Source organism: Ruegeria sp. CJ2 (genome assembly GCF_056536745.1).
Genome location: NZ_JBQFQF010000010.1, coordinates 136,234 through 151,391 on the forward strand (window position 1 = coordinate 136,234; position 15,158 = coordinate 151,391).

The following is a 15,158-nucleotide window of genomic DNA, read 5'->3' on the forward strand; positions in this document are numbered from 1 at the left end:
TTACTAATAACGATATAAAGCATGAGTGAGCAGGAATAGGGGCAAACCCGATGTCAAAGATTGCACTGGTGGACGACGACAGAAACATACTGACGTCTGTGTCCATGACGCTTGAGGCCGAAGGCTTTGAGGTCGAAACGTATAACGACGGACAGGCTGCGTTGGACGCGTTTAACAAGAAACTGCCGGACATGGCCGTTTTGGATATCAAGATGCCGCGCATGGATGGCATGGATCTGTTGCAGCGCCTGCGGCAGAAAACCCAGATGCCGGTGATTTTTCTGACCTCGAAGGATGATGAAATCGACGAAGTGCTCGGCCTGCGCATGGGGGCCGACGACTACGTCAAGAAGCCCTTCTCACAACGCCTGCTGGTTGAACGCATCCGTGCGCTGCTGCGTCGGCAGGAAGTGACCTCGGGCGATGTTACAACAGCCAGCACAGGCGATGCCAAGGTAATGGAGCGTGGCGAGTTGCGGATGGACCCGCTGCGTCACGCGGTGAGCTGGAAGGGCACGGACGTATCCCTGACAGTGACTGAATTCCTGCTGCTGCAAGCGCTCGCGCAACGCCCCGGCTTTGTCAAAAGCCGTGATCAGTTGATGGACGTCGCTTACGACGATCAGGTGTATGTAGACGACCGTACGATTGACAGCCACATCAAGCGCCTGCGCAAGAAAATGCGCGCAGCCGATTCAGAGTTTTCGGCGATCGAAACTCTGTACGGGATAGGCTACCGGTACAACGAAGAATAAATTTGACCGCTTAACGAAGGGTAGTTGGGTCTCGTGCGCGATACGGAACAAGCCAGCGAAATGCGGGACGGGGATGTGGTTCTGGGCGATGACTGGGTCATCCCACAGGATCCAGACTCGGCCGAACTGCGTGCATCGCACCGCGGTCGAAACCTCTTTTCGCTGCGCGGGTCGCCTTTGGCCCGTAAAATCATCACCTTCAACCTGATTGCACTGGTTATTCTGGTAACCGGCTTGCTTTATCTGGATGACTCGCGGGACGAACAGGTCAAGCAAACCGCGCGCAATCTGATGGGCGACGCACAACTGGTCAGTAACGTGTTCGAAGCGCAGTTGCGCCAGAACTCTGCCACGCCTTCGCTGAGCGCAGCCGAGCTTGACGTCAAGGACACCCTTGCCGGTCTGAGCCTTCCCGTCGGCGGCGAGGTTTTTGTCTACGACGGGTCGGGAACTCTGATCGGGTGGACCCGGGGCAGTACAACAACCACCCCTATGCCCATTCTTCTAAGGTCGGAAGCCGAAGTTCAGACGGGCAGCACCTTGATCAGCGACGCGTTGAACGCCGTCTGGACTGGCCTGTCGAAAGTATTCACCAACGCCAACCCGGATGACGCGCCAACATTGGCGCAGCGTGTGCAATCCCTGATTCCAACTGCGTTGGAAGGGCAGATGCAGGTACAGGCTGTAAAAGATGCGGCAGGTGAAACGGTTATCGTTGCAGCCTCGCCCATTTTGTTGAAGGGGTCGCCTGTTGGCGCGGTCGCGATGGCCGGGCCTGCCGGAGAAATCGACGCATTGGCCCGGCGTGAGCAAGAGCGCATTTTGCAGATGTTCGTGGTCGCGCTTTTGGTTTCCATCGGCCTGAGCCTTGTTCTGGCGTCGACAATAGCGAACCCGCTGGCAGACTTGGCCGCCGCCGCCGAGTCGGGCAAAGACCGCGGTGCGGGGGTGAACCCGGGACGAATTCGCATTCCCGATCTAAGTGCACGCCCCGATGAAATCGGCCGCCTCAGTCGTGCGTTGCGGGGTATGGTGAACGCGCTTTACAACCGGATCGACTCGAACGAACAATTCGCGGCCGATGTCTCGCACGAGATCAAGAATCCATTGGCCAGCCTGCAATCCGCCGTCGGCACGCTGCGCATGGTCAAACGGGAAGATCAGCGCGAAAAACTGTTGAGCGTTATCGAACATGACGTCCGCCGGTTGGACCGGCTGGTGAGCGATATCTCGAACGCGTCACGCCTGGATGCGGAACTGGTCAAGGAAGAAGAGCAGCTCTTCGACCTGCTGAAACTGTTGGGTAACATCAGCCAGTATCTGGGGGAAGAGGCGCGCGGCAAGGGTGTGGATTACATCACCGATCTGCCGTCTCAGCCGATCGAAATACACGGGCTTGAGGCGCGGCTGGCGCAGGTGTTTGTCAACCTGATCACGAATGCGATCTCCTTCTGTGAAAGCGGGGACGCCATTCGCGTCTGGGTGCGTCGCCGTGAAAACCGTGTTCTGATCGTCGTCGAAGATACTGGGCCGGGCATTCCGGAGCAGGCCCTGACCAAGGTTTTCAAACGGTTCTACTCGCAGCGCCCGGCGGAACATTTTGGCAATAACTCGGGTCTTGGGCTTGCGATTTCGAAACAGATCGTCGAGGCGCATGGCGGCGTGATCTGGGCCGAGAACATTCGCCCGACCGAGGCTGATGTCACGTCCGACCCACTTGGTGCGCGCTTTGTCGTGGGGCTGCCTGTGTAAGTCATGAGCGGTCAGGCCCTCTCGGACGTCATAGATCAGGATACAGCCATTATTCATGCCACGTGCGTTGCTATCGACGGACGGGGTTTGCTGATTATTGGTTCTTCAGGGGCAGGAAAATCGGCCCTTGCCCTGCAATTGATAGGGTTTGGGGCAGGCTTGGTTGCAGATGACCGGGTCGTTCTTAGCATGGAGGCTGAAAAGGTTCTGGCCGACGCGCCGCCAGCGATCCGAGGGTTGATTGAGGCGCGTGGCATCGGCTTGTTGCGCGCGCAACCGGTTGGACCAGCAAACCTGAGCTATGTGGTCGATCTGGACCAGACAGAGCTGGCGCGCTTGCCCGAAGTAATGGAAATCCGTGCCCTGAGGCAAACTGTTCCCTTGCTACGCGGCGCGGGTGTCCCCAATTTGGCACCAGCTCTGATACAACTACTTAAAATGGGGCGTGTAGACCCTGAATGGCCCAGCAAATGACAACTCAGCGGCGCATCGTTCTGGTGACAGGACCTTCGGGCGCAGGCAGATCTACGGCGATCCGCGTCCTCGAAGATCTTGGCTTCGAGGCCATCGACAACCTTCCGATGGGGCTTTTGCTGCGCCTGCTAGAAGGGCCTGCAACCGACCGCCCCATGGCGCTGGGAATAGACGCGCGAAATCGCGATTTTTCGACGATCGGGTTCATCGAATTGATCGCCAAGGTTCAACGTATGGACCATGTCGACATTTCAACCTTGTACCTCGATTGCAGCGACGAGGTTTTGGTGCGTCGATTTTCCGAAACCCGTAGACGCCACCCTGTTGCGTCGGATGCAAGCCCTGAAACTGGTGTTCGGCAGGAAAAAGAGCTGCTTGCCCCGATCCGTGAAATTGCGGACACGTTGATCGACACCAGTCCGCTGAACGTGCACCAGCTGCGCGAAGAGGTAGAGAGGTGGTTCGCACCGCAAGGTGGACGCCATCTGGCGGTTTCCATCGAGTCCTTCTCGTACAAGCGCGGCTTGCCCCGGGGGTTGGATATGGTGTTCGACTGCCGGTTTCTCGCCAACCCATACTGGCGTCCGGAACTTCGCGCCGAAGATGGTCGAAACCCGGACGTGGCGCGCTATGTTCAGTCTGACGCAAACTATGCGCCGTTTTTTGACCGGGTTGTTGATTTGCTTGAACTCCTGTTGCCCGCCTACCGCGCCGAAGGGAAAGCGCACCTTTCGGTGGCCTTTGGATGTACCGGGGGACAGCATAGATCAGTTGCCACTGCCGAGGCGGTTGCAAAGGCCCTTGCAGAGCAGGGGCAGCAAGTGGCAATTAGGCACCGCGAAATGGAACGTCGATCGTTGAATGTGAGGCCGGATTGATCGGGATCGTACTTGTTGCACATGGTGGGCTGGCTCAGGAATACCTGGCCGCAATGCAGCATGTGGTCGGAAAACAGCCCGGCTTGGCCGCGATCTCGATCGAAGCGGATCATGATCGCGACGCCAAGCAGAATGAAATCTGCGCTGCCGCGGACAGGGTTGATGTCGGTGACGGGGTTGTTGTCGTAACCGATCTGTTTGGTGGCAGCCCATCCAACCTGAGCTTACGCGCCTGCGCCCCGCAGGATCGCCGTATCCTTTACGGTGCAAATCTGCCTATGTTGATAAAACTGGCCAAATCCCGCCACCTGCCAATCGGCGATGCCGTGCGGCAGGCGATGGAGGCTGGACGCAAGTATATCAATGCGCAAAATGTGACGTTGGACGAAGACCGGATTGATTAAGAATGACGAACCGAAGCTTGAAAATAATCAATGAAAAGGGCTTGCACGCCCGTGCCTCGGCCAAATTGGTTGAGGTGGTCGAAGGCTTCGACGCCCAGGCCGAAGTGTCAAAAGACGGGCTTTCTGCGTCAGGCGACAGCATAATGGGTCTTTTGATGTTGGCAGCATCGCGTGGAACGACTATTGACGTCGAGACGTCCGGACCGGATGCTGAGGCGTTGGCTGATGCGCTGGAAACCTTGGTGAACGACAAGTTCGGGGAAGGGTTCTGACGGCGCCTGCCGCGACATGAAGAACGGGAAGACCAGGAATTGGCGGAAACGACGCACGAGACCAAGACAGGCCCGGTTGTGGATGGGACCGAGGACCAGGGCGAAATCTACGACCGTAGAACCCTGACCTACGCAAACTCTTTCGACGATGCCTGGACTTCGACAGCTATCCGCGCCATCGAATGGTGCACGGGCAAGCTGACCATTTTGCGTATGGTCAACAAGTTCGAGAAGAAGAACGAATACTATCGCGGCCAACGGTTCTGGGGCGGCGCGCTTGAGGTTATGGGTATCGACCTGACCACGCCTCAGGAACAAATTGCCCGCATCCCGAAAACCGGCCCGGTGGTTGTGGTCGCCAACCACCCCCATGGAATGGTCGACGGCATGATTCTGGCCGAGCTGATCGGTCAGGTGCGCAGTGACTACCGTATCCTGACCCGCTCTGTTCTGACTGGTCTGGACGAGGCCGCGACGTCGTTCATGATCCCTGTCCCGTTCCCGCATGATCCCGAAGCACAGGCCAAAATGCTGGAAATGCGCGGCAAGGCGATGGACCACCTCAAAAATGGCGGTGTGGTTGCCTTGTTTCCGTCCGGTGTGGTGATGTCGTCTGACGACTGGTTCGGCCCGGCGATCGAGCGCGAGTGGAACGTATTCACGGCCAAGATGATTCGTCGATCAGGTGCCCGTGTGGTGCCGATCTTCTTTCCGGGCAGAAACTCACGCGCTTACCAGATCGCCAATAAAATGTCCGCGATTCTGCGCCAGGGGCTTCTGTTGCACGAGATCGTCCGCTCCTGCAACAAACCGCAATCCCCGGTTATCGGTGATCCGGTTTCAGAAGAAGACATGCAATTGCTCGAGCGTGACCCGCGCGGCTTCATGGCCTGGCTCCGCAAGCACACGTTGGGGCTTGGCGAGTCGCTGAAACCCTGATCCGTCTCTTCATCTGGCCAAAAATATCCCGGGGGTGAGCCCGGATGAAATCCGGGCGAGGGGGCTGGCCCCCTTACCGGGTCGGCACAGGCATATCGCCCCTGTAGTCATAAAAACCGCGTTGCGTCTTGCGACCCAACCATCCGGCCTCGACATATTTCGTCAACAAAGGACACGGGCGATACTTGGTGTCGGCCAATCCATCATGCAGGACATTCATGATCGCCAGACACGTGTCCAGTCCGATAAAATCCGCCAACTCTAACGGGCCCATCGGATGGTTTGCGCCCAGCTTCATTGACTGGTCGATGGACTGTACATTGCCGACCCCCTCATACAGGGTGTAAACAGCCTCGTTGATCATCGGCATCAGAATGCGGTTCACGATAAAGGCCGGGAAATCCTCGGCGCTGGCCGCAGTTTTGCCAAGCCGGTCCACGACGGTTTTACACGCGCTGAATGTCTCTTCGTCGGTGGCAATTCCTCGAATCAACTCGACCAGCTGCATGACCGGAACCGGGTTCATAAAGTGGAAACCCATAAAGCGTTCGGGTCGGTCTGTTCGGCTTGCCAGCCGCGTAATGGAAATCGACGACGTGTTCGATGTCAGAATCGTATGTGGCTGTAAATGCGGCTGAAGGTCTTCGAAGATCGCCTGTTTGATCGCCTCGCGTTCTGTGGCGGCCTCAATCACAAGATCGGTCTGTCCCAGTTCTGGCAAGTCAAGGGTCGTCTTGATGCGCTTCAGCGCGGCCTGCATCGCGTCGTCCGAGATTTTTCCACGCGACGCTTGTCGCGCCATATTCCCTTCGATCGTTGCGATGGCGCTGTTAAGCGCGTCTTCACTCACGTCGTTCAGCAGAACGTCGTAATCCGCCAGCGCAAGGACATGGGCAATACCGTTTCCCATCTGGCCTGCGCCAATCACTCCGACCGATTTTACATCCATATTCAGGTGCCTTTGTGCCACGGGTTACGGCGACAGTATCGGCAGTTTGGGGTGGGCGGCAAGGGGATCAAGCCCCTGGAATTTGCTTCAAATGCGCACATTAGGAAATTCTCAAGACTTGCGGCTGCATGATGGCACCCGGGTGAAAAATGGGTGAGTGTTATGAGCTATCATCAAACAGGCTCGGGGGAACCCGAGGATACCGTGTGCCAATATGATGGATCACGGCTTTGGTTTCGGGGGCCGCAGCGATCTTTGGATACGCCTTACATGGCATGTGTCGGCGGAACCGAGACTTTTGGGCGCTTTGTGGAGCGCCCTTTCCCCTCGCTTCTCGAGGACCAACTGGATCGCCGCTGTCTGAATCTGGGCAGTCTTTTTTGTGGCGTGGACGCGTTGACGCAGGACGTCGGACTGCGCTCCTTGCTCAGCGGGGCTGAGATGTGTGTCCTGCAGGCCCCTGACGTTCTGGGGCAATCAAGTCGGTTTTACCGCGTGCATCCGCGGCGGAATGACCGGTTCCTTGCACCGACTGAGGATTTGATTTCGCTGTATCCCGAGATCGACTTTGCGGATGTACATTTCGTGCATCATCTTGTGGCGCTGTTGAAAGGGCATCAGGACGCGCGGTTTGAGGCGGTCGCGGAAGACCTGCGCAAGAATTGGGTCAAATTGTTGAGTGATGTGCTGAATACACTGAAGTCACCTGTGATCCTGTTGAATCTGGACGTCCGACGGCAGACCGGTGGAGACGAAGATGGCACAGGTGCCGAGGTTCCTGTATCGGCAGACATGCTGGAGGCTGTCTGTCCCTATTGCCTTGATGTTGTGGATCTGTCCGTCAACGTCTCGGGCCAATCGGAGGAACTGGAAGATATGTTGTTCGGAACATTGCAACAGCCGATGGCCGAGCACATGATCGGTCCGGCCGCGCATAGGACAATTGCTGAAAACCTGTCGCGCTGCATTCGGGACCTGCAATGAAAAAGGCCCGCCATTTGGCGGGCCTTCTTTTCAATGCGAAGCGTGGGCTTAACCCAGCTTCTCGGTCAGTTCCGGCACCGCTTGGAACAGGTCGGCAACCAGACCGAAATCGGCAACCTGGAAGATCGGCGCTTCTTCGTCTTTGTTGATCGCAACGATGACCTTGGAGTCTTTCATACCCGCCAGGTGCTGGATCGCGCCCGAGATACCGACAGCGACATACAGGTCTGGTGCAACAACCTTACCGGTCTGTCCCACCTGCCAGTCGTTCGGCGCATAGCCCGAGTCCACAGCGGCACGCGATGCGCCAACAGCAGCGCCCAGCTTGTCGGCCAGGGTTTCGATCAGTTTGAAGTCCTCTTCCGAGCCGACACCACGGCCGCCCGAGACAACAACGCCAGCCGAGGTCAGCTCGGGGCGGTCGCTTTCGGCAACCTTGTCTTCAACCCACGAGGACAGGCCAGCATCGGCACCGACCGAGATGGTCTCAACCGCAGCCGAACCGCCTTCGCCCGCCGCATCGAAGGACGCGGTACGGAAGGTGACGACTTTTTTGGCGTCAGAGGATTTCACGGTCTGGATCGCGTTGCCTGCATAGATCGGACGCTCGAAAGTCGAGCCGTCAACCACGCCGGACGCATCCGAGATGACCATAACGTCCAGAAGTGCTGCAACGCGCGGCATCACGTTCTTGGCGTCGGTGGTGGCGGGGGCAACGATATGCTCGTAGCCATCGGCCAGACCTGCGATCAGGGCTGCGGTCGATTCCGCCAGGCGGTGACCCAGCGAGGCATCCTCGGCAACCAGAACCTTGGCCACACCGTCGATCTTGGCAGCGGCTTCGCCAGCAGCAGCGGCAGAGCCACCCGCGGCCAGAACGGTCACGTCACCCAGTGCTTTCGCAGCGTTGACGGCCTTGGCGGTGGCGTCCAGCGTCAGTTCACCATTGTTGACTTCGGCGAGAAGAAGAACAGCCATTACACAGCCCCCGCTTCTTTGAGTTTCGCAACCAGCTCGTCGACCGAGCCTACGACGATACCAGCGGCACGTGCCGGCGGCTCTTCGGTTTTGACGATTTCCAGACGCGGAGTGACGTCGACGCCGTAATCGGCGGCGGTTTTCTCGTCCAGCGGCTTTTTCTTCGCCTTCATGATGTTGGGCAGCGACGCATAGCGCGGCTCGTTCAGGCGCAGGTCAACGGTCACGATGGTCGGCATCTTGACGCTGATGGTCTGCAAACCGCCGTCCACCTCGCGGGTGATCTTGGCGCTGTCGCCTTCAATGTCGACTTCGGATGCGAAGGTGCCTTGGCTCCAACCCAGCAGGGCCGACAGCATCTGACCGGTGGCGTTCATGTCGTTGTCGATCGACTGCTTGCCCGCCAGAACCAGACCGGGCTGCTCTTCCTCGACCACTTTGGCCAGGATCTTGGCAACCGCCAGCGGTTCGATATCGGTGTGCACGTCATCGGCGGCTACAACCAGGATAGCGCGGTCGGCACCCATGGCCAGCGCGGTGCGCAGCGTTTCCTGCGCCTGCTTGACGCCGATGGAAACGGCAACAACTTCGTCCGCCTTGCCTGCTTCTTTCAGGCGGATCGCCTCTTCAACTGCGATCTCGTCGAACGGGTTCATCGACATTTTGACATTGGCGAGATCGACACCGCTACCGTCCGCTTTCACGCGGACCTTCACATTATAGTCAATCACGCGTTTGACAGGCACGAGTACCTTCATTTTGCGCTTTCTCCTTACAAATCCGGTAAGCCGCGAAGCGACTCCACCAATGCTCTCGGGGGTCTGAATAACGACTCAATTCGAATGGCAACAGAGCAAAATCGTCACGTCATGGCCTTGGGACGTCGCGTTTCGTATTTTTTGACGCAACGGCGCGCAAGATTATTGCTGTGTCATTAAGGGGTTCAGCGGTTCGCGCCCGGGACCCACAATACGTCCTGCGTGCCATTTTCATTGGCGCAGCGGGCTGCAACGAAAAACCAATCGCTGAGGCGGTTAAGGTATTTCACCGCGACATCGTTGACGGGCTCCATGTTCGTCAGCTCAACCGCCAGCCGTTCAGCCCGGCGCGACACAGTGCGGCAGACATGCAGTTGCGCGGCCAGACGCGACCCGCCCGGCAGGATAAAGCTGCGCAACGGCTCAAGTGTTTCGTTCATCGCATCAATTTCAGCCTCAAGGCGGTCGATCTGAGCAGGTACGATTCGCAGCGGTGGATAGTCGGCTTCGGCGTCCTTTTCCATGTCGGGACGGCAGAAATCAGCGCCCAGATCGAACAGGTCGTTCTGGATGCGCGACAGCGCGGCCTCAACTTCGCCTTCGGCCTCGGTGCGGGCGACGCCGACAAAGGAATTCAGCTCATCCACGGTGCCATAGGCGGCCACGCGGCCCGAATATTTCGCGACGCGTTCGCCGTTGCCAAGCGCGGTTTTCCCGTCATCGCCGGTACGTGTGTAGATTTTATTGAGAACGACCATCTATTGAACTCCCTGTCCGCGCAGCCAGACGTAGAGCACGATCAGAACGACGGCAATGAATTGAAACAGGATGCGCAGGCGCATCATCTTGTTGCTTTTCATCGCGGCTTCTTTGCCGCTTTTGCCGAAATTCGAGATGCCGATCGCCAGCACGACAACAACAGCAGCCATGGCCAACAGGAGAACGACCATCAATAGGTCCATGAGTACACCGTCCGCGTTACTTGTTTCGTTGGGCTATCATCTAGCCTCAGTCGGTCAAAAAGCGAACGGGTAATTTCGCCTCAGACGTCCGATAGGATGCGGTCGATTGTGCGTGTGGGCAGGACCCGGCGCAGCCATCCGGCGATATAGGTCGGCGTGGTAACATAGTAGCGGGCGCGTGGGCGTTTGGATTCCACGGCATGAGCCAGCTTGTCCGTCACAGCCGAGGCTGGCAGTTCGAACCGGTCCGGCCCCGAGGATTCGTACAGTCTTTTCAACAAGGAGGATTCGTACCGGTCGCGGAGGGCCGAGTTCTGCCAGTTGATGAAACGCTCGAATACCGGGATCGAGTTTTCGCGGATTTTGGATGTGATCGGGCCGGGTTCGATCAGGATGGCCTTGATGTCCGTGTCGGCGAGTTCCAGCCGCAACGTGTCGGTCAACCCTTCGACCGCATATTTGGTTGCCACGTAAGCGCCCCGCCAGGGATAGGCGACAAGGCCGAGAACTGACGAGTTTTGTACGATTCGCCCGTGCCCCTGCGCGCGCATGACAGGGATGACCTGCCGCGTGAGTTCGTGCCAGCCAAAGAAATTGGCCTCAAAAATCGTGCGGAGGCCATCTGTCGGAAGGTCCTCCACCGCACCCGGAAGGCCGTGCGCGCCATTGTTGAACAACGCATCGAGCGTGCCGCCTGTCTTATCCAGAACATCCTGCAGGCCGGACGTGATGCTGTCACTGTCGGTATAGTCAATCCGGGGGCTCTCGAATCCCTGTGCCTTCAGGCGGTCGCAGTCACGTTGCTGCCGGCAGGAGGCAAAGACACGCCAACCGCGCGCCCGCATACCATGTGCCGCGTCCAGCCCAATACCCGAAGAGCAGCCGGTGATGAGAATTGTTTTCTGCATGATCTTCCTGATCCTAACCTTGCACCAAAGCTATGGCGGGGCAGGGGTCAGGACAATGTCAGCGCAGCGTCAATCTGAGGATTTTCTGACCAGAGATGCGGAAATCCATCCGACCTGTTGCTCGGGTAACACGCGCAGCCTGAGCCAGCCGGTGCCGGAATCGCTAAGGACTTCAACCTTTTGGCCGATGGATACTTTGCCGATGACCGGATAGATCGTCCCCGGACCGTCGCGCATGTTCACCCGCGTGCCCGAGATCTCGCGGATGTCTTTTTGCGGTTCAGCGGACGCAAGCGATTCTGAGGATTCTTCCGGCTGGGTTTCAGCGATCTGGCGCAGTCCTGTGATGCCGTCTTCGAGGGAGGCCAAGGTGATATTGGCGCTTTGATCGGCGAAAGCCGACAGGCCCGAGAATGTCTCGAGGCTGGCAGGTTCCGGCAGGATTTCCACGATGTCTTCTTTCGCCAGAATCGGCTTTACCTGAACGGTTGGTGTGCGCAGGGCGACATTGGTCACCAATTGCTCGGCTCGGGTATGTTGCAACGGCACAGGTTTGGGTGCGGCGGCCACGCGCTCTGGTTGGGCGGCGCGCAGTCCGCGCGGTTCAAAATCGGGGCCGCCGCTCATGACGTAAAAACACCACCCGAGCGCGGCAAAGGTAACAAGAACAAGGCGCGACATGGCGCATCCCCCGGTAATCAAAAAAGGTAAAATAGGCAGCAGTTCAATTGAAGAGAGCCTACCATAATCCGGGGTCGGAGTCGAAAGATTGGGGGAAATCCTGAGCTTGCCTCCCCCTGTTGCAAAAAGCGCCACTTGTCCCCAGCAAAATGCGCGCGGGTTGCTTTACCGCGGCGCGCTTGCGTCGTATCACATCATATATGAACGACACGATCGACGACCCCAACATGGAGGCCCCCGAAGGTGGGGGCGAGGTAGCTGAACCGCTGCGCCGCGCGATTGGCGAACGCTATCTGACCTATGCTTTGTCCACCATCATGCATCGGGCTTTGCCCGACGCGCGCGATGGTCTGAAGCCGGTTCACCGGCGAATCCTTTATGCGATGCGCGAGCTGCGACTCAGCGCGACAGGCGGTTTCCGTAAGTCGGCGAAAATCTCCGGCGACGTGATGGGTAATTATCACCCGCACGGTGACGCCGCGATTTACGACGCAATGGCGCGTCTGGCGCAGGACTTCAACGTGCGCTACCCGCTGGTCGACGGGCAGGGGAATTTCGGCAATATCGACGGCGATAACCCGGCGGCCTCGCGTTACACCGAAGCGCGGATGACCATCGTGGCCGAAGCGCTGCTTGAGGGGCTGAACGAAGACGCCGTTGATTTCCGCGACAATTATGATGGAACGCTGACCGAGCCGGTCGTGCTGCCCGCTCAGTTTCCGAACCTGTTGGCGAATGGTGCCAGCGGAATTGCCGTGGGCATGGCGACGAATATCCCGCCGCATAATATCTCGGAACTCTGCGATGCTTGTCTGCATCTGATCAAAACGCCGGATGCGCGTGACGACACGCTGTTGAACTATGTGCCCGGCCCGGATTTCCCGACCGGCGGCGTGATTGTCGAACCGCCCGAGAACATCGCGCAAGCCTATCGCACCGGGCGTGGGTCCTTCCGTCTGCGCTGTAAGTTCGAGGTCGAGGATCTGGGCCGCGGCCAGTGGCAGATCGTCGTCACAGAGATCCCCTATCAGGTTCAGAAATCCAAGCTGATCGAGAAGATCGCGGAACTGATCCAGACCAAGAAGATTCCGATCCTCGCGGATGTACGGGACGAATCCGCCGATGACATCCGTCTGATCCTCGAGCCGCGATCAAAGAACGTGGACCCCGAGGTGCTGATGGGGATGCTCTATCGCAACTCGGACCTTGAGATCCGGTTCAGCCTGAACATGAACGTGCTGATCGACGGGGTAACGCCTAAGGTCTGCTCGATGAAGGAAGTGCTGCGCGCCTTCCTCGATCACCGTCAAGAGGTACTGATCCGCCGCTCGCGTCACCGCATGGCGAAGATCGACCATCGGTTGGAGGTGTTGGAGGGCTTTATCGTCGCCTTCCTCAACCTTGATCGGGTGATCGACATCATCCGTTATGACGACGATCCCAAAGCCGCGCTGATGCGCGAGGATTGGGGTATCGACCACGTTCGCGCGACCGACGAAAATGATTATGTCTCGCCCAAACCGGGCGAGGGTGAGTTGTCCGAGGTCCAAGTTGACGCGATCCTCAACATGCGTTTGCGCAGCTTGCGCCGTCTCGAAGAGATGGAACTGGTCCGCGAGCGCGATGAGCTGATGCTGGAACGCGCCAACCTCGAAGACCTGCTGGCCGATCCTGCCCTGCAATGGGCCAAGATCGCCGAGCAGTTGAAAGAGACCAAGAAGACCTTCGGCAAAGATTACGAAGGCGGCGCGCGCCGCACCCAGTTTGCCGAAGCCGGGAATGTCGAAGAAGTGCCGCTTGAGGCGATGATCGACCGCGAACCGATCACGGTCGTGTGCTCTCAGATGGGCTGGATCCGCGCTATGACGGGTCACATCGACCTGAAGCGCGAGCTCAAGTTCAAGGATGGCGACGGCCCCCGCTTTATCTTCCACGCTGAAACGACCGACCGTCTGCTGGTGTTTGCGTCGAACGGACGGTTCTACACGGTCAGCGCGGCCAACCTGCCCGGCGGACGCGGCATGGGCGAGCCGCTGCGCCTGATGGTGGACTTGCCGAACGAGGCGCAGATTATCGACATCATGATCCATAAGCCGGGGCGCAAGCTGCTGGTGGCCTCGGATGCGGGCAACGGCTTCATGGTTCCCGAGGATGACGTTCTGGCCCAGACCCGCAACGGCAAGCAGGTGTTGAACGTCAAGGGTGAAGAAACAGCCGTTATCTGCAAGCCGGTCGAAGGCGACCACGTGGCCGTGGTATCGCAAAACGGTAAGTTCCTTGTATTTCCCGTCGAGGAGCTGCCTGAAATGGGGCGCGGCAAAGGTGTGCGTCTACAAAAGTACAATATGGCGCGCGGACGGCAGGGCACGCTGGAACTGGATGGCGGGCTGTCGGACCTTACGACCTTTAATTGGGAAGAAGGGCTCAAATGGTCCATGGGCGGGGACAAAACACGGCATGAGGCCGATATGTCCCAGTGGCTTGCGAAACGTGCCAGTGTCGGGAAAAAACCGCCATATGGCTTCCCGCGCGACTATAAATTCTCGTGATCGCGCAGCCGCAACAGTCGAATTCCGTCGATGCAGCTTGGCACAAGCCGGGTTGGTGCGCTAAGTCAAAGAAAAACAGGCCTATCGAGACGAGATCATGTTACGCATTCTGACCTTGATAACCGGATTGACCCTGCTGGGCGCGTGCGCGCAGACGCAGCTATATGAAGAGCCCGAGTCGCTGGGGGAATTCAAGTTGCGCGTGAACTATGCCTTTGCTGACAAGGCCGTGCAGGGCCCGGTCTCGCGCGATGCCACGCCGGATGAATGGACGGCGGCAATTCAGAACGCCGTGGATATCCGCTTGGGCCGGTATGAGGGCGCGCAGGAATACGATATCGGTATCAGTCTCGAAGGGTACATGCTGGCCCCACCGGGTATTCCGGTCATCTACAACCCAAAAAGCACGGCGATTGTTCTGGTGAACGTCTATGACGTGAAGAACAAGGAATTCCTGGCCAAGGGAAAACAGTTTCAGGTTCTGGAAGATACAACCGGTGAAAGTGCCCTGACCGGGTCGGGCAATACGCGGACCAGAGAAGAGCAAATGAGCGGTTTGGCCCTGAAGGTTGCGGACCGAGTCGAAGAGTGGTTGGCCGAAGAACATGAAGAGAACGGCTGGTTCCAACGCCGCCCCGACCTGATACAGCCTCTGGAATCCGGTGAGCTGACGCAAAATCCGGCGTCTTAACCGTCTTTTCACGCAGGATGTGCTTGATTTTCCCCTGCGAACCAAATATCTCGCGCGCGCAGATGTAACCACGGGACCAAGGGTCCCCCAAATCGCAAAAGGGCGCCTGAGGAATGGCAAAGGAAAAGTTTGAGCGTACAAAACCGCACGTCAACATCGGCACGATTGGCCACGTTGACCATGGTAAAACGACGCTGACCGCAGCGATCACCAAGTATTTCGGT

18 protein-coding genes are annotated in these 15,158 nt (G+C 58.1%); 11 read left to right on the forward strand and 7 right to left on the reverse strand.

Annotated elements, in window-relative coordinates:
- Positions 1 to 50: 50 nt before the first annotated feature.
- Genes ACR0MS_RS15535 through ACR0MS_RS15565 form a run of 7 tightly spaced genes read left to right on the forward strand, consistent with a single transcriptional unit; the run spans position 51 to position 5,474 of the window.
- On the forward strand, positions 51 to 755 hold the full coding sequence (locus ACR0MS_RS15535; RefSeq protein ID WP_480574779.1) for a response regulator transcription factor: 705 nt from the start codon (positions 51 to 53) through the stop codon (positions 753 to 755).
- 33 nt (positions 756 to 788) lie between these two features.
- Positions 789 to 2,507: a sensor histidine kinase gene (locus tag ACR0MS_RS15540; protein WP_480574776.1), complete on the forward strand. Its 1,719-nt coding sequence runs from the start codon at positions 789 to 791 to the stop codon at positions 2,505 to 2,507.
- Positions 2,508 to 2,510: 3 nt separating this feature from the next.
- Complete coding sequence (locus ACR0MS_RS15545) at positions 2,511 to 2,981, forward strand: HPr kinase/phosphorylase (protein WP_480574773.1); 471 nt, start codon at positions 2,511 to 2,513, stop codon at positions 2,979 to 2,981.
- On the forward strand, positions 2,978 to 3,859 hold the full coding sequence (gene rapZ / locus ACR0MS_RS15550) for an RNase adapter RapZ (RefSeq protein ID WP_480574770.1): 882 nt from the start codon (positions 2,978 to 2,980) through the stop codon (positions 3,857 to 3,859). The genes ACR0MS_RS15545 and rapZ overlap by 4 nt, the downstream gene beginning before the upstream one ends.
- Positions 3,856 to 4,263, forward strand: a complete 408-nt coding sequence (locus ACR0MS_RS15555) for a PTS sugar transporter subunit IIA (protein ID WP_480574766.1) — start codon at positions 3,856 to 3,858, stop codon at positions 4,261 to 4,263. Before rapZ ends, ACR0MS_RS15555 begins: the two co-directional genes overlap by 4 nt.
- A 2-nt stretch (positions 4,264 to 4,265) precedes the next feature.
- Positions 4,266 to 4,535: an HPr family phosphocarrier protein gene (locus tag ACR0MS_RS15560; protein WP_170428736.1), complete on the forward strand. Its 270-nt coding sequence runs from the start codon at positions 4,266 to 4,268 to the stop codon at positions 4,533 to 4,535.
- Between the two features lie 39 nt (positions 4,536 to 4,574).
- Positions 4,575 to 5,474: a lysophospholipid acyltransferase family protein gene (locus ACR0MS_RS15565; protein ID WP_480574763.1), complete on the forward strand. Its 900-nt coding sequence runs from the start codon at positions 4,575 to 4,577 to the stop codon at positions 5,472 to 5,474.
- Between the two features lie 73 nt (positions 5,475 to 5,547).
- Here the strand turns inward: ACR0MS_RS15565 and ACR0MS_RS15570 are convergent, their stop codons facing one another.
- Entirely contained in the window at positions 5,548 to 6,423 is an 876-nt protein-coding gene (locus ACR0MS_RS15570) for a 3-hydroxybutyryl-CoA dehydrogenase (RefSeq protein WP_480574759.1), read from the reverse strand.
- 162 nt (positions 6,424 to 6,585) lie between these two features.
- On the opposite strand from ACR0MS_RS15570, the gene ACR0MS_RS15575 reads away from it, so the two are divergent.
- Positions 6,586 to 7,407: a DUF6473 family protein gene (locus tag ACR0MS_RS15575; protein WP_480574756.1), complete on the forward strand. Its 822-nt coding sequence runs from the start codon at positions 6,586 to 6,588 to the stop codon at positions 7,405 to 7,407.
- Between the two features lie 48 nt (positions 7,408 to 7,455).
- On the opposite strand, the gene ACR0MS_RS15580 is transcribed toward ACR0MS_RS15575, so the two are convergent.
- The 6 genes from ACR0MS_RS15580 to ACR0MS_RS15605 form a co-directional block, all read right to left on the reverse strand.
- Positions 7,456 to 8,385, reverse strand: a complete 930-nt coding sequence (locus ACR0MS_RS15580) for an electron transfer flavoprotein subunit alpha/FixB family protein (protein WP_480574753.1) — start codon at positions 8,383 to 8,385, stop codon at positions 7,456 to 7,458.
- Positions 8,385 to 9,143 (reverse strand): electron transfer flavoprotein subunit beta/FixA family protein, encoded by a 759-nt coding sequence (locus tag ACR0MS_RS15585; RefSeq protein ID WP_480574750.1) that lies wholly within the window; start codon positions 9,141 to 9,143, stop codon positions 8,385 to 8,387. Before ACR0MS_RS15585 ends, ACR0MS_RS15580 begins: the two co-directional genes overlap by 1 nt.
- Positions 9,144 to 9,328: 185 nt before the next feature.
- Entirely contained in the window at positions 9,329 to 9,901 is a 573-nt protein-coding gene (locus ACR0MS_RS15590; protein ID WP_480574747.1) for a cob(I)yrinic acid a,c-diamide adenosyltransferase, read from the reverse strand.
- Positions 9,902 to 10,105, reverse strand: a complete 204-nt coding sequence (locus ACR0MS_RS15595; protein ID WP_171125224.1) for a twin transmembrane helix small protein — start codon at positions 10,103 to 10,105, stop codon at positions 9,902 to 9,904. It abuts the gene before it with no gap.
- 80 nt (positions 10,106 to 10,185) lie between these two features.
- Positions 10,186 to 11,013 (reverse strand): SDR family NAD(P)-dependent oxidoreductase, encoded by an 828-nt coding sequence (locus ACR0MS_RS15600; protein WP_480574744.1) that lies wholly within the window; start codon positions 11,011 to 11,013, stop codon positions 10,186 to 10,188.
- Between the two features lie 69 nt (positions 11,014 to 11,082).
- Entirely contained in the window at positions 11,083 to 11,829 is a 747-nt protein-coding gene (locus ACR0MS_RS15605) for an SH3 domain-containing protein (protein WP_480574741.1), read from the reverse strand.
- A gap of 65 nt (positions 11,830 to 11,894) precedes the next feature.
- Between ACR0MS_RS15605 and parC the strand changes: the two genes are divergently transcribed.
- The 3 genes from parC to ACR0MS_RS15620 form a co-directional block, all read left to right on the forward strand.
- Positions 11,895 to 14,243, forward strand: coding sequence for a DNA topoisomerase IV subunit A (gene parC / locus ACR0MS_RS15610; RefSeq protein WP_480574738.1), 2,349 nt, complete (start codon positions 11,895 to 11,897; stop codon positions 14,241 to 14,243).
- Between the two features lie 97 nt (positions 14,244 to 14,340).
- Entirely contained in the window at positions 14,341 to 14,934 is a 594-nt protein-coding gene (locus tag ACR0MS_RS15615) for a hypothetical protein (RefSeq protein WP_480574735.1), read from the forward strand.
- Between the two features lie 113 nt (positions 14,935 to 15,047).
- A partial coding sequence (locus ACR0MS_RS15620) for a GTP-binding protein (RefSeq protein WP_170744588.1) occupies positions 15,048 to 15,158 on the forward strand: 111 nt, incomplete at its 3' end.